This is a genomic window from Cognatundibacterium oligocarboniphilum (assembly GCF_013377855.1).
GTDB classification, from domain to species: Bacteria; Pseudomonadota; Gammaproteobacteria; order Burkholderiales; family Burkholderiaceae_D; genus Undibacterium; species Undibacterium oligocarboniphilum.
In genome coordinates this window covers 343,438-365,984 of record NZ_JABXYJ010000003.1, presented here as the reverse complement: position 1 = coordinate 365,984, position 22,547 = coordinate 343,438, and the positions used below count along the sequence as shown (strand labels likewise).

The 22,547-nt window shown below is 54.0% G+C and carries 23 protein-coding genes; 13 read left to right on the top strand and 10 right to left on the bottom strand.

Features of this window, described 5'->3' with window-relative positions; genetic code table 11:
• Positions 1 to 210: 210 nt before the first annotated feature.
• Positions 211 to 1,191: an octaprenyl diphosphate synthase gene (gene ispB / locus HV832_RS07025; protein WP_223827217.1), complete on the bottom strand. Its 981-nt coding sequence runs from the start codon at positions 1,189 to 1,191 to the stop codon at positions 211 to 213.
• Between the two features lie 275 nt (positions 1,192 to 1,466).
• On the opposite strand from ispB, the gene rplU reads away from it, so the two are divergent.
• The 4 genes from rplU to proB all read left to right on the top strand — a co-directional run bounded on the left by rplU (position 1,467) and on the right by proB (position 4,817).
• Positions 1,467 to 1,778, top strand: coding sequence for a 50S ribosomal protein L21 (gene rplU / locus HV832_RS07020; RefSeq protein WP_162020347.1), 312 nt, complete (start codon positions 1,467 to 1,469; stop codon positions 1,776 to 1,778).
• A gap of 44 nt (positions 1,779 to 1,822) precedes the next feature.
• Positions 1,823 to 2,080, top strand: a complete 258-nt coding sequence (gene rpmA / locus HV832_RS07015; protein WP_176802834.1) for a 50S ribosomal protein L27 — start codon at positions 1,823 to 1,825, stop codon at positions 2,078 to 2,080.
• A 286-nt stretch (positions 2,081 to 2,366) separates the two neighbouring features.
• Positions 2,367 to 3,479, top strand: coding sequence for a GTPase ObgE (gene obgE, locus HV832_RS07010; RefSeq protein ID WP_176802833.1), 1,113 nt, complete (start codon positions 2,367 to 2,369; stop codon positions 3,477 to 3,479).
• Between the two features lie 219 nt (positions 3,480 to 3,698).
• Positions 3,699 to 4,817 carry a glutamate 5-kinase gene (gene proB, locus HV832_RS07005; RefSeq protein ID WP_176802832.1) on the top strand — a complete coding sequence of 373 codons (1,119 nt, stop codon included), beginning with the start codon at positions 3,699 to 3,701 and terminating at the stop codon, positions 4,815 to 4,817.
• 81 nt (positions 4,818 to 4,898) lie between these two features.
• On the opposite strand, the gene HV832_RS07000 is transcribed toward proB, so the two are convergent.
• Complete coding sequence (locus tag HV832_RS07000; RefSeq protein ID WP_176802831.1) at positions 4,899 to 5,441, bottom strand: CNP1-like family protein; 543 nt, start codon at positions 5,439 to 5,441, stop codon at positions 4,899 to 4,901.
• 3 nt (positions 5,442 to 5,444) lie between these two features.
• Positions 5,445 to 6,011, bottom strand: coding sequence for an RNA pyrophosphohydrolase (locus HV832_RS06995; protein ID WP_176802830.1), 567 nt, complete (start codon positions 6,009 to 6,011; stop codon positions 5,445 to 5,447).
• Positions 6,012 to 6,236: 225 nt separating this feature from the next.
• Here HV832_RS06995 and HV832_RS06990 point away from each other — a divergent pair, with 225 nt between their 5' ends.
• On the top strand, positions 6,237 to 7,967 hold the full coding sequence (locus tag HV832_RS06990; protein WP_176802829.1) for a proline--tRNA ligase: 1,731 nt from the start codon (positions 6,237 to 6,239) through the stop codon (positions 7,965 to 7,967).
• A 102-nt stretch (positions 7,968 to 8,069) separates the two neighbouring features.
• The gene (locus HV832_RS06985) at positions 8,070 to 8,693 is read left to right on the top strand and encodes a lytic transglycosylase domain-containing protein (RefSeq protein WP_223827216.1); all 624 of its coding nucleotides are present in this window, start codon (positions 8,070 to 8,072) and stop codon (positions 8,691 to 8,693) included.
• A 143-nt stretch (positions 8,694 to 8,836) separates the two neighbouring features.
• Here HV832_RS06985 and HV832_RS06980 read toward each other — a convergent pair whose 3' ends face one another.
• Both HV832_RS06980 and ffh read right to left on the bottom strand, forming a co-directional pair.
• Positions 8,837 to 9,166, bottom strand: coding sequence for an SWIB/MDM2 domain-containing protein (locus HV832_RS06980; protein WP_176802828.1), 330 nt, complete (start codon positions 9,164 to 9,166; stop codon positions 8,837 to 8,839).
• Positions 9,167 to 9,409: 243 nt separating this feature from the next.
• Positions 9,410 to 10,777: a signal recognition particle protein gene (gene ffh / locus HV832_RS06975; protein WP_176802827.1), complete on the bottom strand. Its 1,368-nt coding sequence runs from the start codon at positions 10,775 to 10,777 to the stop codon at positions 9,410 to 9,412.
• A gap of 299 nt (positions 10,778 to 11,076) precedes the next feature.
• Between ffh and HV832_RS06970 the strand changes: the two genes are divergently transcribed.
• The 5 genes from HV832_RS06970 to HV832_RS06950 all read left to right on the top strand — a co-directional run bounded on the left by HV832_RS06970 (position 11,077) and on the right by HV832_RS06950 (position 15,717).
• Entirely contained in the window at positions 11,077 to 12,222 is a 1,146-nt protein-coding gene (locus HV832_RS06970; protein ID WP_223827215.1) for an ABC transporter substrate-binding protein, read from the top strand.
• Positions 12,223 to 12,399: 177 nt separating this feature from the next.
• A complete protein-coding gene (locus tag HV832_RS06965; RefSeq protein WP_223827231.1) occupies positions 12,400 to 13,359 on the top strand; it encodes an ABC transporter substrate-binding protein in 960 nt (319 codons plus the stop codon).
• 119 nt (positions 13,360 to 13,478) lie between these two features.
• Positions 13,479 to 14,297: an ABC transporter permease gene (locus HV832_RS06960; protein WP_176802825.1), complete on the top strand. Its 819-nt coding sequence runs from the start codon at positions 13,479 to 13,481 to the stop codon at positions 14,295 to 14,297.
• Complete coding sequence (locus HV832_RS06955; protein ID WP_176802824.1) at positions 14,298 to 15,095, top strand: ABC transporter ATP-binding protein; 798 nt, start codon at positions 14,298 to 14,300, stop codon at positions 15,093 to 15,095. It abuts the gene before it with no gap.
• 193 nt (positions 15,096 to 15,288) lie between these two features.
• Complete coding sequence (locus HV832_RS06950; protein ID WP_176802823.1) at positions 15,289 to 15,717, top strand: flagellar protein FlaG; 429 nt, start codon at positions 15,289 to 15,291, stop codon at positions 15,715 to 15,717.
• Between the two features lie 50 nt (positions 15,718 to 15,767).
• Here the strand turns inward: HV832_RS06950 and HV832_RS06945 are convergent, their stop codons facing one another.
• The 5 genes from HV832_RS06945 to HV832_RS06925 all read right to left on the bottom strand — a co-directional run bounded on the left by HV832_RS06945 (position 15,768) and on the right by HV832_RS06925 (position 21,808).
• Positions 15,768 to 17,267 (bottom strand): hypothetical protein, encoded by a 1,500-nt coding sequence (locus tag HV832_RS06945; RefSeq protein WP_176802822.1) that lies wholly within the window; start codon positions 17,265 to 17,267, stop codon positions 15,768 to 15,770.
• Positions 17,255 to 18,511 carry an ATP-grasp domain-containing protein gene (locus tag HV832_RS06940; RefSeq protein WP_176802821.1) on the bottom strand — a complete coding sequence of 419 codons (1,257 nt, stop codon included), beginning with the start codon at positions 18,509 to 18,511 and terminating at the stop codon, positions 17,255 to 17,257. The genes HV832_RS06945 and HV832_RS06940 overlap by 13 nt, the downstream gene beginning before the upstream one ends.
• A gap of 29 nt (positions 18,512 to 18,540) precedes the next feature.
• The gene (locus HV832_RS06935) at positions 18,541 to 20,007 is read right to left on the bottom strand and encodes a pyridoxal phosphate-dependent decarboxylase family protein (protein WP_176802820.1); all 1,467 of its coding nucleotides are present in this window, start codon (positions 20,005 to 20,007) and stop codon (positions 18,541 to 18,543) included.
• Between the two features lie 152 nt (positions 20,008 to 20,159).
• Positions 20,160 to 20,948: a type IV pili methyl-accepting chemotaxis transducer N-terminal domain-containing protein gene (locus tag HV832_RS06930; protein ID WP_176802819.1), complete on the bottom strand. Its 789-nt coding sequence runs from the start codon at positions 20,946 to 20,948 to the stop codon at positions 20,160 to 20,162.
• 290 nt (positions 20,949 to 21,238) lie between these two features.
• Positions 21,239 to 21,808 carry a YIP1 family protein gene (locus HV832_RS06925; RefSeq protein WP_176802818.1) on the bottom strand — a complete coding sequence of 190 codons (570 nt, stop codon included), beginning with the start codon at positions 21,806 to 21,808 and terminating at the stop codon, positions 21,239 to 21,241.
• A gap of 204 nt (positions 21,809 to 22,012) precedes the next feature.
• Between HV832_RS06925 and HV832_RS06920 the strand changes: the two genes are divergently transcribed.
• Positions 22,013 to 22,150: a hypothetical protein gene (locus HV832_RS06920; RefSeq protein WP_176802817.1), complete on the top strand. Its 138-nt coding sequence runs from the start codon at positions 22,013 to 22,015 to the stop codon at positions 22,148 to 22,150.
• Positions 22,131 to 22,529: a MarR family winged helix-turn-helix transcriptional regulator gene (locus tag HV832_RS06915; protein WP_176802816.1), complete on the top strand. Its 399-nt coding sequence runs from the start codon at positions 22,131 to 22,133 to the stop codon at positions 22,527 to 22,529. The genes HV832_RS06920 and HV832_RS06915 overlap by 20 nt, the downstream gene beginning before the upstream one ends.
• The last annotated feature ends 18 nt before the right edge of the window (positions 22,530 to 22,547 follow it).

The window sequence follows — 22,547 nt, the reverse complement described above, 5'->3', positions numbered from 1 at the left end:
CGGGATAATGCAGCCGATACTTTGTTTTGTAAAGCTAAGCTACTTATTTTTACAACTGGGGGCAAGCGTGATGTGTGATCTGTTGCCTTTGTGCGAAGGGAGACGACGTTATCAATGCTGCTGGAAGCTGGGGACAGATAGGGAGACCGAATTGCGATTGCCTGTATCAAGGCAATCGCAAATATGCATTTTGAGTGGGGTTGCTATTAATTAGTGATTGCGGTGTACCGCAAACTGACTCAGCGTGAGGAGTGCTTCTTTGTAAGGCGATGCAGGCAAGGTGGCGACTGCGGCAGCGGCACGTTCCGCCGCTTGGATGGCTTCCTGTCGGGTGTAATCAAGTGCGCCGGAGCTGGTGATGGCGCTCAGAATCAGGTCAAACTGCGATTCGTCACCCTGCTCAATACATGAACGCACCAGTTCTTTTTCTGCATCGGTGCCGTTTTTCATCAGATAAATCAGGGGTAGGGTTGGCTTGCCTTCACGCAGATCATCGCCGACATTTTTACCGATATCTTCTGCGTTTCCGGAATAGTCCAGCACATCGTCGATTAGCTGAAATGCGGTGCCGATGCTGCGCCCATATTCTCCTGCAGCGCTGATCTGCTTGTCATTCGCGCCGGCAATCAGCGCCCCGACCTCGGCAGCAGCTTCAAACAGCTTGGCTGTCTTGGAGCGGATAACCTGCAGGTAACGCTCTTCGGTGACATCCGGATCGTGCATATTCAGCAATTGCAGAACCTCTCCTTCAGCAATCACATTGGTGGCATCCGCCATGATTTGCATGACGCGCATACTGTTGATCGACACCATCATCTGGAAAGCGCGGGAATACAGAAAGTCGCCAACCAGTACTGAGGCCGCATTACCGAATAAGGCGTTGGCGGTCTGGCGTCCGCGTCGCAGGGATGATTCGTCGACCACGTCATCGTGCAACAGCGTTGCGGTGTGAATAAACTCTACGATCGCCGCCAGTTCGTGATGATGTTTTCCCTGATATCCGTAAGCATTGGCAATCAGCAATACGAGAATCGGACGGATGCGCTTACCGCCGGCACTGATGATGTATTCGGCAATCTGGTTGACCAGAGTGACGTCGGAATGCAATTGCTGACGGATAACCTGATTGACTGCCGACATATCCGTGGCAATTACTTCCGTAATGGGGTTGTGGTTTGCAGTGGCAGACAAGGGGAATCCTGCTAAATAATCCAAGACCGCGAGATTATACGACGCCGCCATCGAATTTGCGCTGTTACCAATAGTAAGAAACGCCGGATTTTGACGTGCGGCATGAAAATTCAATGAATTGTCGGGCAGCGGCAGCACAGTGGCTGCTGAAAAAGTGTGCAAATTGTCTTTGACTTGGGGTTGTGGCCTATGTATAATTTGGGGTTTTCCCGAATTCCCGGGCAGTAATGGGCAGGGCGGAGAAAATTCTTTTTATTTATTTGATGAGGTTTCCCATGTACGCGGTCATAAAAACCGGCGGCAAACAATATAAAGTTGTTGCTGGTGAAAAACTTAAAGTAGAACAGATACCTGCAGACATTGGCTCCGAAATCACCATTGATCAAGTGCTCGCATTGGGCGCAGGTGAGACCATTAAATTTGGTGCTCCATTGGTCGCAGGTGCTACGGTGCTGGCTAAGGTAGTAGATCACGGTCGTCACGACAAAGTACGTATTTTCAAAATGCGTCGTCGTAAGCATTACCAGAAGCGTCAGGGCCACCGCCAAAACTACACTGAACTGCAAATCGTATCTATCAACGGCTAATCCCCACGGTTATCTGTTTATTACCTGTATCAAGGAGCTATTAAATGGCACACAAAAAAGGCGGCGGCACCACGCGCAACGGCCGTGACTCAGAGTCGAAACGCTTAGGCGTTAAAGTTTACGGCGGCCAGGCAATCAATGCTGGCGGTATCATCGTTCGTCAACGCGGTACACGTGTACACGCTGGTGAAAACGTTGGTATGGGCAAAGATCACACTTTATTTGCTCTGGTTGACGGCAAAGTACAATTTGCAATCAAAGGTGCCAACAAGCACCAGTACGCAATTGTTGTTGCAGCTTAAGGTTTGATGAGTTTGTTTTGAAGTAATTCAGACCAGGGCGCAAGCCAGTACAATAAAAAGGCTCTGCCATTGGTAGAGCCTTTTTAGTTTAGGATTGACGCAAAACTCCCCTGTCAGAATGACAGCTCCTTGTCCCGCATGTGATTGTCTGCATCCGCAGCACCTTGCCAGGATAATGGTACGTAACCTTGCTGGTTCAGAAAAATTGTCTGTGAGAGATCCTGTATAAATCAATTGTTCCATTTGGGTAACAAAGATTTATACAAGCTTTTTTAGGTGCTTAAAAATGAAATTTATTGACGAAGCCAGAATTGAAGTCATCGCTGGCGATGGCGGTAACGGTGTCGCCTCTTTTTGCCGCGAAAAATTCCGTCCGTTCGGTGGTCCGGACGGTGGCGATGGCGGCCGTGGCGGCAGTATCTGGGCAGTGGCTGATCGCAATATTAATACACTGGTTGACTACCGTTTTTCCAAGCTGCATAAAGCCAAGGATGGCGAAAACGGGCGTGGCGCTGATTGTTACGGCAAAGGTGCCGACGATATCTTCCTGCGCATGCCGGTCGGAACCTTGATTACCGATCGCAATACCGACGAAGTGATTGCTGACCTGACCGAACATGGGCAGCAAGTCGAACTGGTCAAAGGTGGCGAAGGCGGCTGGGGCAACATCCACTTCAAGACCTCGACCAACCGCGCCCCGCGTCAGCGCACCGAAGGCAAGGAAGGTGAGCGCCGCGAATTGCGTCTGGAACTGAAAGTTCTGGCGGACGTTGGTTTGCTGGGGATGCCGAATGCAGGTAAATCGACCTTCATTACCGCCGTCTCGAACGCACGCCCGAAAATTGCCGATTATCCATTCACCACCTTGCACCCGAATCTGGGGATGGTGCGTGTCAGTCATGAAAAAAGCTTCGTGATTGCAGACATTCCCGGGTTGATTGAGGGCGCTGCGGATGGTGCCGGTCTGGGGATTCAGTTTCTTAAACATTTGCAGCGCACCGGTTTGTTGCTGCACATTGTTGATCTGGCGCCATTTGATGAAAATGTCGATCCGGTCAAAGAAGCCAAGGCTTTGATCAAGGAATTGCGCAAATACGATGAAAGCTTGTATGAAAAGCCGCGCTGGCTGGTGCTGAACAAGCTTGACGTATTGAATGAAGATGAGCGTAAAAAGAAAGTCAAAGACTTCGTCAAGCGCTTCGGCTGGAAAGGTCCGGTATTTGAAATTTCAGCTCTGAACCGTGAAGGCTGCGATGATCTGATTACCGAGATTTACGCTTATCTGGAGCAAAAGAGAACGCAGGAGCAACGCTCTCAGGAAACCCAGATGAAAGAAGAGGCGCAGGGTATCCTGTCGATTGATCCGGATGATCCCCGTTTTAAAATCATTGAAGAATAATTCCCTGATATCGATGAAAAGCCTGACACTCTGGTGTCAGGCTTTTTTTATACTGGAAATGGGCCGTTCAGGCGATCAATGTGGATAGTTTCTGAATGCAAATTTTCAGGACAATGATCAATAAAATTTTATTTGCTCTGAATTTAATTCAGGATAACAAGCATTTTTCGATATAAAGTATAATTCAGAAATTCTGAATTTATTTCTGTCTGGTTTTTTATGCACTCTGTGATTCAACATGCGCGACGTCTGATCATCAAAGTCGGCTCTTCTTTAGTGACGAATGATGGGAAGGGACTGGATCGTATCGCCATCGAAAAATGGGCAGCGCAAATTGCCGCGCTGCGTGCCATGGGAAAAGAGGTGGTGCTGGTTAGTTCCGGGGCGATTGCTGAAGGGCGGCAACGGCTGGGATTTGATAAGCGTCCGACCGGCATCCACGAACTGCAGGCATGTGCTGCCGTCGGACAAATGGGATTGGCGCAGATTTACGAAACCAGTTTTCGAGCGTATCAGACCGGAACCGCGCAGATTTTGCTGACACACGCCGATCTGGCTGACCGTGAGCGCTATCTGAATGCGCGTTCTACCTTGTTTACATTGCTGGGTTTTGGCGTGGTGCCGATCATTAATGAAAATGACACGGTAGTCACCGATGAAATCAAATTCGGCGATAACGATACGCTGGGCGCTCTGGTGGCGAATCTGATTGAGGCCGATGCGCTGATTATTCTGACGGATCAGAAAGGCTTGTACACCGCTGATCCGCGTAAAAATCCGGAGGCGCAATTCGTTCACGAAGCCAGAGCCGGAGATGCCGCGCTCGAAGCGATGGCCGGTGGCGCAGGCTCCAGTCTGGGCAGTGGCGGGATGCTGACCAAGATTCTGGCGGCCAAGCGCGCTGCCAGCTCCGGCGCGCACACTGTGATTGCCTGGGGGCGGGAAGACAATGTGTTGCTGCGTCTGGCGCAGGGGGAGGCGATTGGCACACAGCTGATTTCTGACATGGCGCCGCTGGCAGCCCGCAAACAATGGATGGCAGACCATTTGCAGACGGCAGGCAAGGTAGTGCTGGATGCCGGTGCCGTATTAAAACTGACTCAGGATGGCAAATCTTTATTGCCAATTGGTGTGCTGGATGTAACGGGTGAATTTGGTCGTGGCGAAGTGATTACCTGCGTGGATGAGGCAGGCAGGGCGATTGCCCGTGGACTATCAAATTATGCCAGTGCCGACGCCCGCCGGATCCGCCGCAAACCTTCTGCGGAAATCCTGAACATACTGGGCTTTGTGGAGGAACCGGAACTCATACACCGGGATAATCTGGTGTTGTTGTAACCTGATGTGTATGAGTAGTATGAAAAAAGGACGCTGTGGCGTCCTTTTTTATGGGCAGATTGCCAGTGTGACTGCGATGGGTCAGCGGCTGTAGGGAATCCGCTTCCCCTGCAGGCGATCCAGCAGTTCCGGTGCCTTACCTGCTACCGTGGTGCCATCGCAGAAATATTCGCTAAACAGCACATGATGCTGTTTGTTGGCACCAGTGTTGGAAATGCGATCCCAGATCTGGCGGCGTGAGGTGGACCAGGTGCCATCCGGCCGTCCGAATGCATACAGTTTTTTCTCATACGTTTCGCAGCGGATCGCTTCGTAACTGATGTTTTTCACACCGCTGCTGCTGGTTGCAATCAGTGTGTAGCGTATGGTGCCGTCTTTCGCGACAGACAATGAAAGACGGTCTACCGCAAAAGACTGGCTATCGCTGTTGTAAAACGTAATCAGGTTGTTCGCGATGGGCGCGGCCGGTAGCTGCAGCGCAGTTTCCAGCCATTCCTTGCTGGCTTCATCGTCTTCCGGCGGCTTTGTCTGTTGGCCGGCTGCCGAGGTCAAAGGCAGGTGCAGCAGCATCAGCAGCGGGATGGCGGCAAGAGCGCGGATATGGCGAATTGTCAGGTCTGGCATAGTTTATTCCGATTTTTCCTGTTCAGTGTCGGGGGACAGCGCAGGAGATGGTTTCTGGTTTTGCCTATTACGTTGCCGATGCGCGGCAGGGTGGTCGTTGCGGTGGATATAACGCGACAGTTCCTGCAGGGCGAGCTGATACACATCGCGCTTGAATTCAATCACGACATCCAGCGGCACCCAGTATTCATGCCAGCGCCATGCGTCAAATTCAGGGTGATTCGATGCCCGCAGATTAACATCGCAATCCCTGCCTATCATACGCAGCAGAAACCAGATTTGCTTTTGTCCGCGGTAGTGTCCACGAATTTCGCGTTTGATAAAATGATCCGGCACTTCATAGCGTAACCAGTCACGAGTGCGGCCGATAATTTTGACATGCTCCGGCAGCAGTCCTGTTTCTTCTTCCAGTTCACGAAACATCGCCTGCTCAGGAGATTCGCCATATTTGATCCCGCCTTGTGGGAATTGCCAGGAGTGCTCGCGCACACGCTTGCCCCACCAGACCTGATTGTTGGCATTCAGCAAAATTATGCCGACGTTAGGGCGGAAGCCTTCACGATCTAGCATGTTTAACCTCAAAACTTTCTGTGGCTAAACGGCTTATCCTGCAATTGAAAAGCAATTGAATGCGTTGGTTACGTCAAAAATAGGCCGATCCGGGAACGGGCAGCACCAAGTCTGGCGAACAAAACGCGGTTTCCTTCATCAAATATGCAAAGAGTGGGCGCATTAGCCAGCTAATCCTTTAAAATTGAGTTGATTATAACCTTCCATTTAAAAAGAATCACTGTCATGCGAGCTACCCGATTTTTTATTTCCACACTGAAAGAAGCCCCTGCCGATGCAGAGATCGTCAGCCACAAACTGATGATGCGTGCCGGTATGATCAAACGCCTTGGTTCCGGCATTTATAACTATATGCCGATGGGCTTGCGCATCATCCGTAAAGTGGAGAATATTATCCGGGAAGAAATGAACCGGGCCGGTGCCATAGAGATGCTGATGCCGGTCGTGCAGCCGGCCGAACTGTGGCAGGAAACCGGCCGCTGGGACAAGATGGGGCCGGAGCTGATGCGCGTCAAAGACCGCCATGGCCGCGATTACATCATCCAGCCGACTTCCGAGGAAGCGATCACCGACGTGGTGCGTTCTGAGATCCGTTCTTACCGTCAGCTGCCGGTGAATTTTTATCATATCCAGACCAAATTCCGCGATGAGCGCCGTCCGCGTTTCGGCCTGATGCGTGGCCGTGAATTCACGATGAAAGATGCGTATTCGTTCGACCGCAATGTGGAAGGTCTGAAGCAGTCGTACCAGATCATGTACGACGCTTATACCCGTATTTTTCAGCGTTTCGGCCTGCAATTCCGCGCTGTTGCTGCCGATAACGGCGCGATTGGCGGCTCCGGTTCGCACGAGTTTCACGTGATTGCCGAAACCGGCGAAGACGCACTGGTGTATTGCCCGACTTCTGATTACGCTGCCAATATGGAAGCTGCCGAAGCGATCGCTTTGTCCGCATCACGTCCTGCTGCCAGCGCAGCGTTGACCAAGACCGCGACACCGGGCAAAGCCAAGTGTGAAGATGTGGCGGCGCTGCTTTCGATTCCTTTGCAGCACACGGTGAAATCTATCGTCCTGACCGTGGAAGGCGAAAAAGAAGAAGACAAGCAGGTCTGGCTGCTGTTGCTGCGCGGTGACCATGAGCTGAATGAAGTAAAAACCAGTAAGGTCGCGGGTCTTGCGAACTACCGTTTTGCGACTGAATCCGAAATCGTGGAATGGTTCGGTACCAAACCGGGTTATCTGGGACCGATCAATACCCGCAAGCCTGTGAACGTGGTGGCGGATCGCACCGTGGCGAATATGGCGGATTTTGTCTGTGGTGCGAATCAGGCTGATTTCCATTTTACCGGCGCCAACTGGGGACGTGATTTGCCGGAGCCGGTGGTTGCCGATCTGCGTAACGTCGTCGACGGTGACCCTTCGCCGGACGGTAAGGGCGTGCTGGCGATTCAGCGCGGTATCGAAGTCGGTCACGTTTTCCAGCTCGGCACCCGTTATTCGGAAGACATGAAAGCGACTTTCCTCGATGAAAACGGCAAGCCGCAGTTGTTGCAAATGGGGTGTTATGGCATTGGCGTGACCAGGATTCTTGGCGCGGCGATTGAACAGAATTTCGACGACAAAGGCATTATCTGGCCGACCGCGATTGCCCCGTTTGAAGTCGTGATCTGCCCGATGGGCATGGATCGCAGCGAAGCCGTGAAAGCCGAGACCGAAAAGCTGTATCAGGCCATGTTGGACGCCGGTATCGATGTGATTCTGGATGACCGTGGCGAACGTCCGGGCGCCATGTTTGCCGATTGGGAACTGATCGGTGTACCGCATCGTGTGGTGATCGGCGACCGTGGCCTGAAAGAAGGCAAGCTCGAATATGTCGGCCGTCGTGATACGGAGGCAACCAACGTTCCAGTTGCTGAGATGCTGGCTTTGGTTCAGAGCAAGCTTGCTGGCGCCTGAAATACTGGGGGGAGTATGTAAAAGGAGCCTTTTTTTGTCATGAGAAGCGCTCGGAAATTACAGATACTCCCCCGATTTCGCGTTTTTTTGTCATCGGAAAGCATGCTCAGTTTGTTTGCTGTCATTCGCCGTCTGTTGTGGCTGACGCTGCTGCTTCCGGCATGTGTGGTGTATGCCGGTAATCAGCAGGAAGAGGCAATGGCCGATTCGATCCGGCTGGCGCTGTCGAGAGCAATTGCCGACCCGCGTCCTCCGAAGCCTGATTTCAGCCATATCGAAGACCGTATTCGTTATTTGCACTGGTTGGGGGAAATGTCATCCCGGCTGGCAAAACGGATACCCGATTATCAGACCCGTATCGAACTGCTGGAAACCATCTGGTATGAATCAAAACGTGCCGGCCTGGATACTGCAATGGTGATGGGGTTAATGCAGGTGGAGTCCGGTTTCCGTAAATATGCGACTTCCACCGCCGGAGCCCGTGGTTACATGCAGGTGATGCCGTTCTGGTCGCGTACGATAGGAGATGGCGATGCGACCAAGCTGTTTCAGATGCAAACCAATCTGCGCTATGGCTGTTCCATCCTGCGGTTGTATCTCGATATGGAAAAGGGCGACCTGTTTCTGGCGCTGGGCCGCTACAACGGCAGCCGTGGCAGGCCGGAATATCCGAATGCGGTGCTGTCCAACTGGAAAAACTGGGAATATAAAAACCGTAACGGCTGATACGGTTTCAGCATTCGGCAAAACCTGAATATTTCAGCTGACTCCGGAAACAAAAATGCCCGCGCGATGCGGGCATTTTTGTTTGGGATGGGACAAAATTCCTATGGAGTTTCCCAAAGCACTGGCACTGACGGCGCCTGAAATCAGGACAGATGGCCGGAGATCAGTTTGGTCATTTCAAACATAGAAACCTGCTTCTTGCCACCGAAAACGGCTTTCAGCTTGTCGTCTGCGTTGATGTTGCGCTTGTTTTCTGCGTCTTGCAGATTGTGCTTCTTGATGTATTCCCAGACTTTCTTGGTCACTTCAGTGCGCGGCATCGGCGCTGCGCCAATGACTGCTGCCAGTGTTGGGGAAATGGTCATCGGCTTCATGAATGCGGCATTTGGCTTGCGCGCTGCCGGTTTTTCTGCCGCTGGTTTCTTGGCCGCTGCGGCTGGTTTTGCTGCTGTTTTCTTCGTTGCTGTTGCCATACATAGCCTCCTTCACAAATTTCATCGACGGAACGCAGGCGTGTTGCCAGGTTCCCGCATTGCGTTACTTCACGCTTCGCTCATAGTGGTGCGGTTTTTCCGGTGATGCAAGTGTTTTTTTGGAATTTTTTAAGAAATCCGGCAGAAATCCGCGCTTCGTTGGATTTCTATCTAAAAAAATGGCTGACACAGGATATTTCTCCTCTGTGCGCCAGCCTGTTGCTGTACATATTCAATCCGGGGTCAGCGCTTACCGGGCATCATGCCTTTCATGCTGCGCAGCATTTTCATCATGCCGCCGCCACGCAGTTTTTTCATCATGGATTGCATCTGTTCAAATTGCGCCAGCATGCGGTTGACTTCCTGAATCTGCACGCCGGCACCGGCGGCAATCCGGCGTTTGCGGGAGGCCTTGATCAGTTCCGGTTTAGCCCGTTCCAGCGGCGTCATGGAATTGATAATGCCTTCCATGCGCCGCACAGATTTTTCGGCCTGATCCATATTGGCGCCCGCTGCAGCCTGTTGCATCTGGGCCGGCAGCTTGTCCATGAGACCAGCCAGACCGCCCATGTTTTTCATCTGGGAAATCTGCATTTTGAAATCGTTCATATCGAACTTGCCGCCGTCTTTGAGCTTGTGCGCCAGATTCTGGGCCGCTTCGACGTCCATGCTTTTCTGGGCGGATTCCACCAGCGCCAGGATGTCGCCCATACCCAGTACCCGGTTCGCCATGCGCGTGGCATCAAAGGCTTCCAGTCCGTCGAGTTTTTCTGCGATACCGACAAATTTGATCGGTTTGCCTGTGACGTGGCGTACCGACAGGGCGGCACCGCCGCGTGCGTCACCATCAAGCTTGGTCAGCACAACGCCGGTCAGCGGCAGGGCATCGTTAAAAGCCTTGGCGGTGTTGACTGCATCCTGACCGAGCATCGCATCCACCACGAACAGCGTCTCGATCGGACGAACCGCTGCGTGTACGGCAGCGATCTCCTGCATCATGGCTTCATCGATACCCAGGCGGCCAGCGGTATCGATCAGCAGGACATCATGGAAATGCTTTTTGGCGTAGTCCAGTGCTGCCAGTGCGATAGCCACCGGTTTCTGATCCGGCGTGGAAGGGAAAAAATCGGCGCCAACCTGTTCCGTGACCGTTTGTAACTGCGTGATCGCAGCGGGCCGATAGACGTCGGCTGAAACAGTCAGAACTTTTTTCTTTTTCTGCTCGCGCAGGTATTTTGCCAGCTTACCAACGGTCGTGGTTTTACCGGCACCCTGCAAACCCGCCATCAGGATAATGGCAGGCGGCTGGCAGGCAAAACTGAGCTGTACCGCTTCGCCTCCCAGATCGGCGCCCATCAGCACGGCCAGCTCTTTCTGTACCACACCGACCAGTGCCTGACCCGGCGTCAGTGAGGCCAGTACCTCTTCGCCCATCGCTTTTTCCTTGACGCGGGCAATCAGGTCGCGGACGGCAGGCAGGGCGACGTCGGCTTCCAGCAAGGCCATACGGACTTCGCGCAGCATGTCGGCCGTGTTGGATTCCGTCAGGCGGGCCTCGCCACGCATGGTTTTGACAACTTTGGCGAGGCGTTGGGTGAGATTATCGAGCATAGCGGATCAGTAAAATCTTTGAGGTAAGTGCAATTTCATTCTGCACACAGACTGGCGGAATGCCGTCGCGTGTCAGGTAGCCCTGTATTTTAACCGATTGACGCCTGATGCCAGCCAAAATCCTGAGGCCGTGTGGCGATGCAGTCATGCTGCCAGCGACCTTGCAATAGGACTGTGTCAGAACAGGCTAAGTAGTATCCCCAGTGTTCTGATTGGCGGATCGGCGATATACAGTGTAGCCATAAAAAACTGCCGCATCCGGTGATGCAGCAGCACAAAACAGCTATTCAGGAGACTTCATGAATTTGTTCGGATTGCGGCGGCGCTGGTTCGCCGGCCTGCTGATCGGTACCATGTTTGCCCCTTTGTTCGCCAGCGCGGAAGAAGGCGTGACAGAGAGCAGCCTGTTGCTGGGGCAGACGGTCGGCGTGACCGGTCAGATTGCTGGTCCAGTCAGGGAAATGATGGCGGGTGCCAATGCGTATTTTGCGAAAGTCAATGCTGCTGGCGGTATCTACGGACGCAAAATCGAAGTGCGCACACTGGATGATCAGTTCGATCCGGCCCTGACGGCAAAAAATGCCGACAAACTGATCCGGCAGGAACATGTCTTTGCGCTGTTTCAAAGCCGCGGCACGCCGCACACCCAGATGCTGCTGCCCTTGCTGGCTGAATACAAAATTCCGCTGATTGCCCCGAGCACCGGCGCAGCCGTATTTCACCATCCGGTGAATCATTATGTGTTCAATGTGCGCGCCACTTATCAGGCAGAAGTCAGGAAAGCGGTAGAGCAGTTTTCCACGATCGGTTTGAAGGAAATTGCGATTCTTCATGTGGATGACAGCTTCGGGCAGGACGGACTGGAGGGATTTCGTACCGCGATGGAGATGAAAGGCTTAAAACCGTCTGCCATCGTCAGTTATGACCGCACCAAGCCGGATGTCCGGGCAGCGGTACAGGCAGTGCAGGCCTCGCAGGCAAAGGCACTGATTCTGGTCGCCTCTGCCGGTCCTGCCGCCGAGTTGATCAAAGGTTTGCGCGCTGCGGGCAGCGGCGTGCAGATCATGACCTTGTCTAACAATGCCTCACAATCATTTATTGACAGCCTCGGCAAAGACGCACCCGGCATCATGGTGTCGCAGATCATGCCTGCGCCGCATTTGCTGTCCACGATTCTGGGACAGGAATTCAAGCTGTTGGCGAAAGAATACAAGGTGCCCGAGTCCTACGCCGCGATGGAAGGTTTTGTGTCTGCCAAAGTGATGGTCGAAGGTTTGCGCCGCGCCGGAAAAAACCTGACCAGGGACGGTCTGATCCGGGCGCTGGAGGGCGTGAAGCGGCATGATTTTGGCGGGCTGACGGTGGACTACAGCGAAAAAGATCATAGCGGCAGCGAGTTTGTCGAACTGACCCTGATCGGCCGGGACAAGCACTTCATTCGCTGATACGCTGACGGCGATGAAAAATCCGCCTAAAATCACAGGCTGCAATCGCAAAGCAACCGTAAAGACAGGGTCGGCTGATCACACTATTTCCTGCGGCGTCCCCGCTGCCGCGGCATAGAAATTCATAAGGAGACAGATCGTATGTTGAAAAAAACATCCATCCAAAAAACAGCCCTCATGCTAGGCATGATATCGGCCAGCCTGCTGTGCCTGGTAGCCAGCGCGCAGGCACAGGAGCTGGTGCGTCTGGGAAATCTGAAATTTGCCCACTACGGGGCGGTTTCCTACATCAAGGAAATTGCGCCGAAATGCGGTATTAAAGTGGAAGAGCGCGTGTTTGCCAAAGGGCTCGATGCCATGCAGGCCGTGATTGCCGGAGAACTGGATGTTGGCGCGGTATCTTCAGAAGCCGTGATTTCTGCGCGTGCCAGCGGCACCCCGATTTATCTGGTGGCTGGTTTCGCCAAAGGCGGTGCGCGTCTGGTCGGTCGGGCTGACCTCGGTATTAAATCCGTCAAAGATCTGAAAGGGAAAAAAGTCGGTGTGACCCGGGGCGGCATTCAGGACATCCTGCTGGCGGCAGAGCTGGCACAAAATGGCCTGACGTATTCCGATCAGCCGGGCAAAGATGTGCAGATCATTTATCTCGGTTTTCCCGACCTGAATCAGGCGCTGCTCGGCAAAAATCTGGATGCCATCATGCAGTCTGAACCGTATTCCTCGCAGGCGATCAACAAAGGTTTTGGCAAGGAAATCATCAAACCTTACGATACACCGATCGGCGAGCCGGTGCGCACCATGGTGATGACGGAAAAATTCTATAAAGAGCATCGGCCGACGGCTGAAAAATTCATGCGCTGCTTCGTTGAGGCCACCAAAACCTTTATCGACAATAAAGAGCTGGCGGAAAAATACGTGCGCGAAAATATGTTCAAAGGGCAGGTCAGCCATGAAGATTTTGTGAATGCGATTGAGAATTCACCTTACTCTTACGATGTCACTGCTGAGCACATTCAGATCACGACGGATCTGATGCAGAAATACGGTATCGGCAGAATGGCAAAGCCACCGGTCGCGAAAGACTGGGTGAAAACCGACTTGCTGGAACAGGCGAAGAAAAACCTGAATATCCGTTAAATCAGATCCGCAGATGGGCGCCAGTCAAGACCCGTCCATATGAAACGTTGCTCGTATTCGCAGGCTGCAAGGTGCATACCGCCAGCCTGCATTTCTTTCCGGTACTGTGAGGATGACACATGAAACTGAAATGGCGTGAAATGGGCGCGGGGCTGATTGTGCCCGTGATCCTGATCGCAATCTGGCAACTGGTGACCAGCAACGAATGGGTCAATCCGCAGGTGCTGCCGTCCCCGCTGGCGGTGGTCAGAAAATGGATGGAGTACGCCTTGCCGCAGGAAGCCTATGATCCTGCCAGCATGAGTCGCCTGTCCTGGATGTTTTCCGGTGAACTGGTGCGCGATACGATCGGCAGCATGTACCGGGTGCTGGTCGGCTTTGTTGTTGGTACCGGTCTGGCATTGCCGCTGGGGCTGGCAATGGGCTCCAGCCAGCGGGTGTATGCCTGGCTCAATCCGCTGGTTCAGGTGTTGCGTCCGATTCCGCCGATTGCGTATATTCCGTTGTCTATTCTCTGGTTCGGGCTGGGTAATCCGCCAGCGATTTTCCTGATTTCGATCGGGGCTTTTTTTCCGGTGCTGATGAACACGATTGCCGGCGTGCGCCATGTTGACGGTATCTATATCCGGGCTGCCCGCAATCTGGGAGCAGGGCAGGGCACGCTGTTTCTGCGCGTGATGCTGCCTGCTGCGGTACCGTATATCTTATCCGGTGTCAGGATCGGGATCGGCACGGCATTCATCGTGGTGATCGTTTCGGAAATGATCGCCGTGAATAATGGCCTCGGCTTCCGTATTCTGGAGGCGCGCGAATATTTTTGGTCTGACAAAATCATTGCCGGAATGATCAGTATCGGCCTGCTGGGTCTGGCAATCGACCTTGCCATGAATAAACTGAATAACTACCTGCTGCGCTGGCATCGCGGACTGGAGAATTAAATGAACACGGCACATATCTGTATCCAAGCGGTCAATAAAATTTTCCAGACCGGCGATAAAGAAGTGGTGGCCTTGCGGGATATTCAGCTGGAGATTCCTCAGGGGCAGTTCGTCTGTCTGCTCGGCCCTTCCGGCTGTGGTAAATCCACATTGTTAAATGCGATTGCCGGATTTTCTCTGCCGACTTCAGGCGAAATCATGGCGAATGCCCAGCGGGTGACCGAGCCGGGGCCGGATCGCGGCATGGTGTTTCAGGAATATGCCCTGTTTCCGTGGATGACGGTGGAGCAGAATATTGCTTTCGGTATGGAAATCAAAGGGCTGGATCGCGCCAGTATCGAACGTCGCTGCACCGGGTTGCTGGACATGCTGGGACTGAAGGATTTCCGGCAGCGCTTTCCGAAAGACCTGTCGGGCGGTATGCGGCAGCGGGTGGCAATTGCACGCGTGCTGGCGCTGGATTCGCCGATTATGCTGATGGATGAACCTTTTGGTGCGCTCGATGCCCTGACCCGGCGCAATTTGCAGGATGAATTGCTGCGTATCTGGAGCGAGCTGAAAAAAACCATTATCTTTGTTACGCACAGTATCGAAGAAGCCATTTATCTGGCTGACCGCATCATCGTGATGACTTACCGTCCCGGGACAGTCAAAAAAGATTTGCTGATCGATCTGCCGCGTTTGCGCGATCCGGCGGCACCGGAATTCAATGCGCTAAAGCGTGAACTGGGCCAACTGGTGATGGAGGAACAACAACGTCATCATAACGATGAACTGAAAATGGCCGCCGTTGATTAGGCCATTAAACCATTAGGCAGATTGCACCTGTGCCGTGAAACGCTGGTCAATTTCTTGCTGTAAAATATTAAATATTTTACAATTAGCTTTTATTAATGCGCTAAGTTGATGATTTCCAACAAAAACTGGCGGTTGTCCGGCTTAAGTGCTAGGATGAATCAGCAGACTGAATGAGTATTGAGGGGAGCGGGGAATGGATGGCGTAACACTTTCTGTCGGTAATCAGTCTGGTGCTGTGGTGCAAGCCGCGGTACAGAATTACCTTGCGCCCTCGGATGTTGCGCTCTCACCTTTGCCGCCCTCGCCAACGATTGCACAAGCTGTGGCTGCCGCTAAGTCGGGACAGGTTGACAGCGACAATACGGCTGCCACTGTTGTCAGTCAGAGCAGCGACAACCACACTTTGTTGAAAAAATCTGCCGAACAGCTCAATCAGAATGCGCAGCCGCATTTTGGCAGCCTGCAGTTCAGCGTTGACAGTGGCTCAGGCAAGATGATGTTACTGGTGATTGACAAAGAAACCAATAATCTGCTGCTGCAGATACCTTCCAAAGAAGCCCTGATTTTGTCGGAAACAATCGACAGCGGCGGCAACGGTCATCTCATCAGGGAATCCGCCTGAGCGGATTGCCGTCATCTTTTACCGAGAGGTAAATTTTTCTGAAATGCAATTCAAAGCCGTGATGTGTTTGGCGGCTGCTGCATTGCGCTAATCAGTACCGCCAGCTGATCGAGTGCCGCCAGGGCGTCGTCGATCAGTTGCTGCGCCACCGGTTTCTGGCGCGCTGCGCTTAACATGGCGGCGCTGACGCACAGGCGCAAAGCGCTGACCGCTATGCCGTCGCGCAGCTCGCACAGCACTGGCTGCCCCAACTGATACCGGTGTGATGCCGATGGCTGTTGCAATGCCAGATATATCTGCATCGTCTGTTCCCTGTTCAGAAGCTGTCTGTTGCCGGCAGAAATGGGGCGGTATAACAGGAATGGAAAGATGCTCTGTTCCGCATCCCAGCTGTCGCTATCGTGCAGTGCACTACGATCCAGCGCCGGATTGGGCAACACGCTGAAATGCGGTTCGCTGCTGAGCCTGGCAAGCACTGCCTGTTTGAAATCGGATAGAAAATCACGGATATGCTGCTCATCGAGCCGGACAAAGTCGCGCAATTCTGCGAGTGCCGCTTCCCAGCGCAGCAGCAGGCCGAAATTGGCCTGTTGCGGCAGACTTTGCGCCGCTGCAAAACTGGCCGGCCAGTCGCCAGCCACCGAATAAGCCTGTGCACCGGGCGGTAATGAGCGTGACCGCAGTATCGCGGCAACACTGGCAGGCAACAGTAATGCGCCGCTGAAGGTGGGGCCGGCAAGGAATTTGGAACCGGTCAGCGCAACCATGAAGCCATGTCGCAAATATGCCTGCAGGCTGCATTGGGCGATCCTGAACTGGCAGGCATCGACCAGTACATGTACCTGTTGCGGCCATTGTTGCTGCAAAGCCTTGAGACTCGCGATATCAGGGAAAATCAGCCCGGTTTTGCTGACATCGGTCAGTATGCACAATATCTGCCCACCCGCTGCAAGTACGGGTTCTGCTGCCGCAAACAAGGATTCCCGCATCTGCCCGGCAGTCAGCGCTTGCCCTGTTTCGTCGCGCGCCGCCAGCATTTGCAGAGCGCCTTGCCAGTTGCTGATGCTGGCTGTGTCCGGGATACCACCCAGGCAGGTGGAATCTTTGCTGAAATGCTGGCCGCGCAGTGCCGCGGCCAGTCCGCTTCCGGTTTCAGCCTGATCGATCATCAGTGTCAGCGGCAGTTGCAACAATTGCGCAATCAGCAGATGCATGTCGGTGCCGGAGGCTGCGATCACGGCTTCCACTCCCGAATCAGGGGCGCAGCCGCACAAACTCAGTAATTCACCGCGCACCAGATCCATCTGCCGGCGATACACTTCCGCTTCGCTGGCTGTGGCAAGTTGTTGTTCACAACTCAGCCGCAGGGCTTCCGCTGCACGGAATCCTTTTTCCGAAATGGAGGACGCTGTTGACGAACCCAGTGCAATCACCCCGGTATCCGGCGTTGCCAGGCAGCCGTATTTGTTCCGACCCGTTACCGGGTCAGGAGTGATCCGCGAGTCACCGCCGCTGACCAGCAGTGCTGCACAAGAGCCTAACTGACGCATTCTGCGGACGCAGCAGGTGTGTCAGGATGGTGGCGGGCGTGTTCCAGCAATTGACGGAACGCTTTAAATACTTTTTCCATTGCCGGTTTTTTGTAGGGATACAAATCTACCGGATCGAGTGCATGCACGATCATGGCGTTATCGACTTCAAAGATGAGCAGTTTGCCGTCCTGCGTTTCAGCGCAGTCGATACCGAGGTAAGGCAGGCCCATGCGTTGATCGATCGCCAGAATAGCGGCCTGATGACGCAGGCCGAATTCCTGATCGAAGTGCTCCATGCAGGCAGCTTCTTCGGCACGTTTTTCAGCGCTTTCTCCCATGCCGGCATTGAGGTAATGAATCATCCAGTGCGAGGAAATCGCGTAATGGCAGATATACGGCTTGCCTTCAACGACTGCGACCCGGTACTTGCGGAACTGGCCGTCGCTACCTGAATAATCGACGAAACGCGAGAGGTAAAATTCTTCCGCACTGACTTGCTGCAGATACGGCAGTAAATCCTGTGGCGCATTCATTTTTTCGAGTTGCGTACCCGCATGGGAACCCAGCGGGCGGATGATGAGCGGAAAATCTGCATCACTCAGCAGGCTGCGAAGCGGGATCTGCCCTTGTGCCAGTTGTTCAACGGTGGCACGTTCTGCTCTGGCAGTCAGCGGCATATCGACGCCGGGGCAATTTTGCAGCACGGCACAGACGCCATCGCGTGACAGGACAGCAATCCGCTGCGGTAAATTGATCACCGGGCGCGGCCAGTTGGCGGTCATCAGTCCGACCTGGCGTAATAATTCCTGATTGGCATTGGATTCGGCAATCGCTACCAGCAGCACGTCGTGTTCCGGCACCATTTCCGGCCACGGCGTATCGAGCGACAGATACAACAAGCTCAGTTCGACATCGGAATCTTCCAGCAGCAATTCGACCGGAGTATTGGCCATCAGGTCGCCCGGTCCCATGATGACCAGCAGCTTCAGCCCGACCTGTGCTTTGGGAGCAAACGTGTACAGTGACTGCTGCGCAATCGCCTGCTGCTGCATCGTCATGGCGAGCTCTTTGTGGCCGGCCAGCTGCATGACGGTGACGCAATCCATCAGCGCATTCACATCGTCGGGATCATCGCCGGCGCGCTTTAACAATGCCGTGGCGAGTGGCTGTAAATCCCGACCTTCAAACACATGCCGCATCATCGGCGCCAGGCCGATCAGCGGGGAAAACGCTTGTGCAGCAACTTCGACCGGAACAGCCATACATTCTCCTTATAGGTCGGATTTTTCGGTCAGCGGGAAATCAGCTTGCGGCCGCTCGCAATGACTGCTGCCAGCATACGTTGAATATCTTCCTCGCTGGTTCTGTGATTGACAATCGCAGCCCGGATGGCAAGGTGGCCATCGACAATCGTGGTTGATGGTGCGGCGACGCCGGATTCATGCAGTTCAAACACGATTTCCTGATTCAGCCGGTCGCTCTCATGATCGGTGAGCTGGACAGATGGCAGACCGCGATAGCGGAAACAAACGATATTCAGTGCGACCGGCGCCAGCAGCTCAAGTTCAGGATGCGCCTGGACGGCGCTGCAGATCGCTTGCGCCAGTTCACAGGTATACGAAATCATTTGCCCTAATTTTTCGGTGCCGTACACCTGCAATGTGAACCAGGTTTTCAATGCGCGGAAACTGCGCGACAAATCGGGACCGAAGTCGCAGGGCCAGGGCGAGCCACCAGCGATGCCGCGCGCCTCGCGTCGCAGGTAGGCGACCGGGGCGGCAAACGCATCCATGTGTTTACTGCTGTCGCGCACCAGCAAAAAGCCGGCATCGTAAGGGACTTGTCCCCATTTGTGAAAATCGAAGGCAATCGAGTCGGCATTTTCTATGCCGCGCAGTAGTGGACGTACCTTGTCCGACATCATGCCTAATGCGCCGTAAGCGCCGTCAATGTGGAACCACAGTTGTTCTGCCTTTGCCAGCGCCGCCAGCGCATGCAGATCATCGACGGCGCCGACATCGACGGTACCGGCAGTACCGGCAATGAAAAAGGGGCGCAGACCTGCTGCGCGGTCGGCCGCGATGGCGGCTTTGAGGCTGGCGAGATCCATCTGGTGTTGCGCATTCGTCGGAATCCGGCGCAGCGCCTGTTTGCCGAGGCCGGACAAATCCATCGCCTGGGCAACGCAGCCGTGGGCTTCGGCCGAGGTATAAGCGACGAGCCGGATATGGTCGCTGCACAGGCCGGTTTGCCGCACTTCCTTGCCCAGCGCTGCGGTGCGGGCGATCAGCACGCTCATCAGATTGGCCATTGAGGTGCCGGTCACGAATACGCCGCTGGCGGTTTCCGGAAACGAGAACAGCTCGCGCATCCAGCGCACAATTTGCCGTTCGACTTCGACGGGCATCTGATTGCGGCCGCCGACATTCGCATTCAGGCCAGCTGCCAGCATTTCTGCCAGCATGCCGACGGGCGTGCCGCCGCCCTGCACCCAGCCCATGAAGCCGGGATGGCTGTTGCCAGCGGAATAGGGGAGCACTTCTTCCATGAAGCGCTGGTGCGCGGCAGCGATGCTGATGGCTTCACGCGGCAGGGCTTCGCTGTATCTGGCGCGGGTTGTTTCGGGAATGTCCTGCCATACCGGGCGCTGACGGATCTGTTCCAGATAATCGAGCATGTCGTCCATCATCCGATGGCTTTGCTGGCGGAATGCGACCCAGTCGTCCGGGTCCAGAGAGGTGATAGGCGACTTGTTCATCGGCACATCATAAAAAATCAATGTCCGATTATCTCATTTCGAAAACCAACTGAGCAAACTTTCGCTGTCCACGCTGGTTCAATCCGCTGTGGCCATGCCGGTAACAGCGGTCATGCAATACGGGGCGGACGGGGGCACGCGGAGAGACACCGTCAGGCCAGTTGCTGATACAGGCTGGTGACTTTGTCCATCTGCTCCAGGATGCGCTCGCTGCTGGTGGCGACATTGGTGGCTGACTGATGCCGAGTTTTCGGATCTTCAGCATGGTGAAGCGCATGATCAAAAAAGAGCCATTGCTGCTGCGCCAGTCCGAGTTCGTCTTTGATTTTCGTGGTGTTAACCGAAGCGCTGCCGAGCAGATTTTGCGCGGCGATGAATTCCTTGCGGGCGCCATCGAGCAGATTGCCGGCATCGGCAGGTGCGATTTCCCACTGCATTGCCATATAGAGCTTGGACATGCGTTGCGACAGCATCCTTTGCCGTCCGGCCAGATTGACCCATTTGCCGCTGCTGTTGCCGGCAATTTTTTCCAGCTGCGTCGTGCTGTCGTCCGCCAGACGCATCAGTTTGTCGCTGAGAGTGAGAATATTTTTCCCATCGTTTTTGTTCGGCGCTTTGCCGACCAGAAGCTGCTTGTAATCCAGCCACAGTTTTTCTGATTCCGACAGGCTGGCTTTCGTTTCCGGATTCGGAGCGAAGGTACGCAATTCAACCAGCTGGCGATCAAATACAGACAGCGACTGATCCAGAATCTTCCGGGCATGTTCGGTATCGACATCCATGCCCAGCTGCAGATAGGCCTTCGCCAGCCGCTGTGCCAGCATGCGCTGTCGACCTGCTTTGTTGATGGCATCGCTGATGTTGGTGACTTGCGCCAGCGCCGGCGCGATCAGGCCGCTGCCTGCAATCAGGCTGCCGATGAGGAAGGTTCTGCGTTTCATGATGATATCTCCCGGATGATGCCGGAGATGCTAAACGTCACGATCGGTCTGGTCTATTCGTCAATGGAACTAGGCCGGATGCAGCGCAGGAAAGATGCCGGCAGAAACGTATGCTTTAAATATACTCCAGGGAGTATATAAAAATACCGTTTATTGATGATGACAACTGAACTATTTTTTGAAAAAGACAGGGGAGTATATGCGAATGATGGTTTGCTGGCGGCAGGCGGCGCAGATGCCGCCAGCCGGACAGCGCAAAAAACCGGTTACGGAAGCGTGTATGACAACGATTACAACATCAGCGGCAGCGCCACGAAGCCGCACAGCATGATCCAGACCACGCCGCCGAATGAAAATATCTGATAGCTCATCGCCTGGGCATCGACAGTATCTTCCATTTTGAGAATCGCATACAGACCGTGGTACAGCACACTGGCGGCCAGCATCAGCCCCATGATCACGCAGGCAATCACCAGCCACAGATCGGCGGAGAGTAATCCGAGGCTCGACAGCCACATCGGCACTGCCGTGATGCTGGCTAGCAGGAAACTGTCTTTGAAATCCAGCGTGACCTGATGATCTGCTGCCATCCTGCCGATGAGCCAGCCCATCAATGGCACGCTGAGTAACTCCATCACGAAGAACACGGCGGCCACTTCCTGCCAGCGCAGATAGGGGGCGCTGACCCAGTACAGACCGGCATGATGGCTGCCTGCATACAGCAATGCCAGCGGCGGTATCAGCGAGCATGGCAGAACCAGCAGCACAAAGCTGCGGATCACGGACGGGTGGATACGGGCAACTGTGTCCCAGCCGCCATGAAAAGAGAAAGGCATTTTTCCCAGATTCAGCAAATTCATGATGTCTTGTCCTTGTGAGGTGGCAGGAGTACTGGTCGCGGACGCTGATGCATTGATTCGCTGGCAGGGAGATTCAGTGCGGCGCGCCGGTTCCAATAGAGGGATTCAATCATCTGCGCTGGATAGTCCCAGTCACTGACAAACCGAATTTATATCAATGTATGATATAAATCGGAAAAGTCAAGAAAACCCGGAGTCTGTGCAATGAAACCGGAACAACGAAGCGCGCAGACCTTGCCCGCAGCCGGGGTTGAGCTGCAGACAGAAAAATATCTGCGTTATGATGACTGCTTACTGCTGATAAACTTTGCCGGATGTATTGATGACGTCGCCATTGACTAAAAATGATTTTGAAATGCTGGCTGCTTTCCGGTATCAGCTCAGACGCTTCCTGCGCTTCAGTGAAGAGGTGGCGAGCCAGCGCGGCATTACGGGTTTGCAGTACCTGTTGCTGTTGCAGATACGGGGTTTTCCCGGACGGGAATGGGCGACCATTGCTGAATTGGCAGAGCGTCTGCAATCGCATCATCATGGCGTGGTCGCACTGGTCAGTCGTTGCGTGAAAGCAGGGCTGATTGAGCGCCGTCCCGGACAGCAGGACCGGCGTTGCGTGGAAATTCATCTGACGTCAAAAGGTGCGCAGCTGGTGGCTGAACTGGCACAGCTGCATCATGTGCAGCTGGCCGAAGTCAGGCAGATACTGCGTTTACTGAGCGCCTGAGCCGTGGCAATAGTCGCC

What these genes read in the sequence shown, in the direction of transcription:
- HV832_RS06965 (WP_223827231.1), top strand. Translation starts at nt 12,400, where the DNA reads ATGCTAGGCATGATATCGGCCAGCCTGCTGTGCCTGGTAGCCAGCGCG.
- HV832_RS06945 (WP_176802822.1), bottom strand. Translation starts at nt 17,267, where the DNA reads ATGCGTCAGTTAGGCTCTTGTGCAGCACTGCTGGTCAGCGGCGGTGAC.
- HV832_RS06995 (WP_176802830.1), bottom strand. Translation starts at nt 6,011, where the DNA reads ATGCTAGATCGTGAAGGCTTCCGCCCTAACGTCGGCATAATTTTGCTG.
- rplU (WP_162020347.1), top strand. Translation starts at nt 1,467, where the DNA reads ATGTACGCGGTCATAAAAACCGGCGGCAAACAATATAAAGTTGTTGCT.
- HV832_RS06990 (WP_176802829.1), top strand. Translation starts at nt 6,237, where the DNA reads ATGCGAGCTACCCGATTTTTTATTTCCACACTGAAAGAAGCCCCTGCC.
- HV832_RS06925 (WP_176802818.1), bottom strand. Translation starts at nt 21,808, where the DNA reads ATGAATTTGCTGAATCTGGGAAAAATGCCTTTCTCTTTTCATGGCGGC.
- HV832_RS06920 (WP_176802817.1), top strand. Translation starts at nt 22,013, where the DNA reads ATGAAACCGGAACAACGAAGCGCGCAGACCTTGCCCGCAGCCGGGGTT.
- ffh (WP_176802827.1), bottom strand. Translation starts at nt 10,777, where the DNA reads ATGCTCGATAATCTCACCCAACGCCTCGCCAAAGTTGTCAAAACCATG.
- HV832_RS06935 (WP_176802820.1), bottom strand. Translation starts at nt 20,007, where the DNA reads ATGAACAAGTCGCCTATCACCTCTCTGGACCCGGACGACTGGGTCGCA.
- proB (WP_176802832.1), top strand. Translation starts at nt 3,699, where the DNA reads ATGCACTCTGTGATTCAACATGCGCGACGTCTGATCATCAAAGTCGGC.
- HV832_RS06930 (WP_176802819.1), bottom strand. Translation starts at nt 20,948, where the DNA reads ATGAAACGCAGAACCTTCCTCATCGGCAGCCTGATTGCAGGCAGCGGC.
- HV832_RS07000 (WP_176802831.1), bottom strand. Translation starts at nt 5,441, where the DNA reads ATGCCAGACCTGACAATTCGCCATATCCGCGCTCTTGCCGCCATCCCG.
- HV832_RS06955 (WP_176802824.1), top strand. Translation starts at nt 14,298, where the DNA reads ATGAACACGGCACATATCTGTATCCAAGCGGTCAATAAAATTTTCCAG.
- HV832_RS06970 (WP_223827215.1), top strand. Translation starts at nt 11,077, where the DNA reads ATGAATTTGTTCGGATTGCGGCGGCGCTGGTTCGCCGGCCTGCTGATC.
- HV832_RS06950 (WP_176802823.1), top strand. Translation starts at nt 15,289, where the DNA reads ATGGATGGCGTAACACTTTCTGTCGGTAATCAGTCTGGTGCTGTGGTG.
- HV832_RS06980 (WP_176802828.1), bottom strand. Translation starts at nt 9,166, where the DNA reads ATGGCAACAGCAACGAAGAAAACAGCAGCAAAACCAGCCGCAGCGGCC.
- rpmA (WP_176802834.1), top strand. Translation starts at nt 1,823, where the DNA reads ATGGCACACAAAAAAGGCGGCGGCACCACGCGCAACGGCCGTGACTCA.
- obgE (WP_176802833.1), top strand. Translation starts at nt 2,367, where the DNA reads ATGAAATTTATTGACGAAGCCAGAATTGAAGTCATCGCTGGCGATGGC.
- HV832_RS06985 (WP_223827216.1), top strand. Translation starts at nt 8,070, where the DNA reads ATGCTCAGTTTGTTTGCTGTCATTCGCCGTCTGTTGTGGCTGACGCTG.
- HV832_RS06960 (WP_176802825.1), top strand. Translation starts at nt 13,479, where the DNA reads ATGAAACTGAAATGGCGTGAAATGGGCGCGGGGCTGATTGTGCCCGTG.
- HV832_RS06940 (WP_176802821.1), bottom strand. Translation starts at nt 18,511, where the DNA reads ATGGCTGTTCCGGTCGAAGTTGCTGCACAAGCGTTTTCCCCGCTGATC.
- HV832_RS06915 (WP_176802816.1), top strand. Translation starts at nt 22,131, where the DNA reads ATGACGTCGCCATTGACTAAAAATGATTTTGAAATGCTGGCTGCTTTC.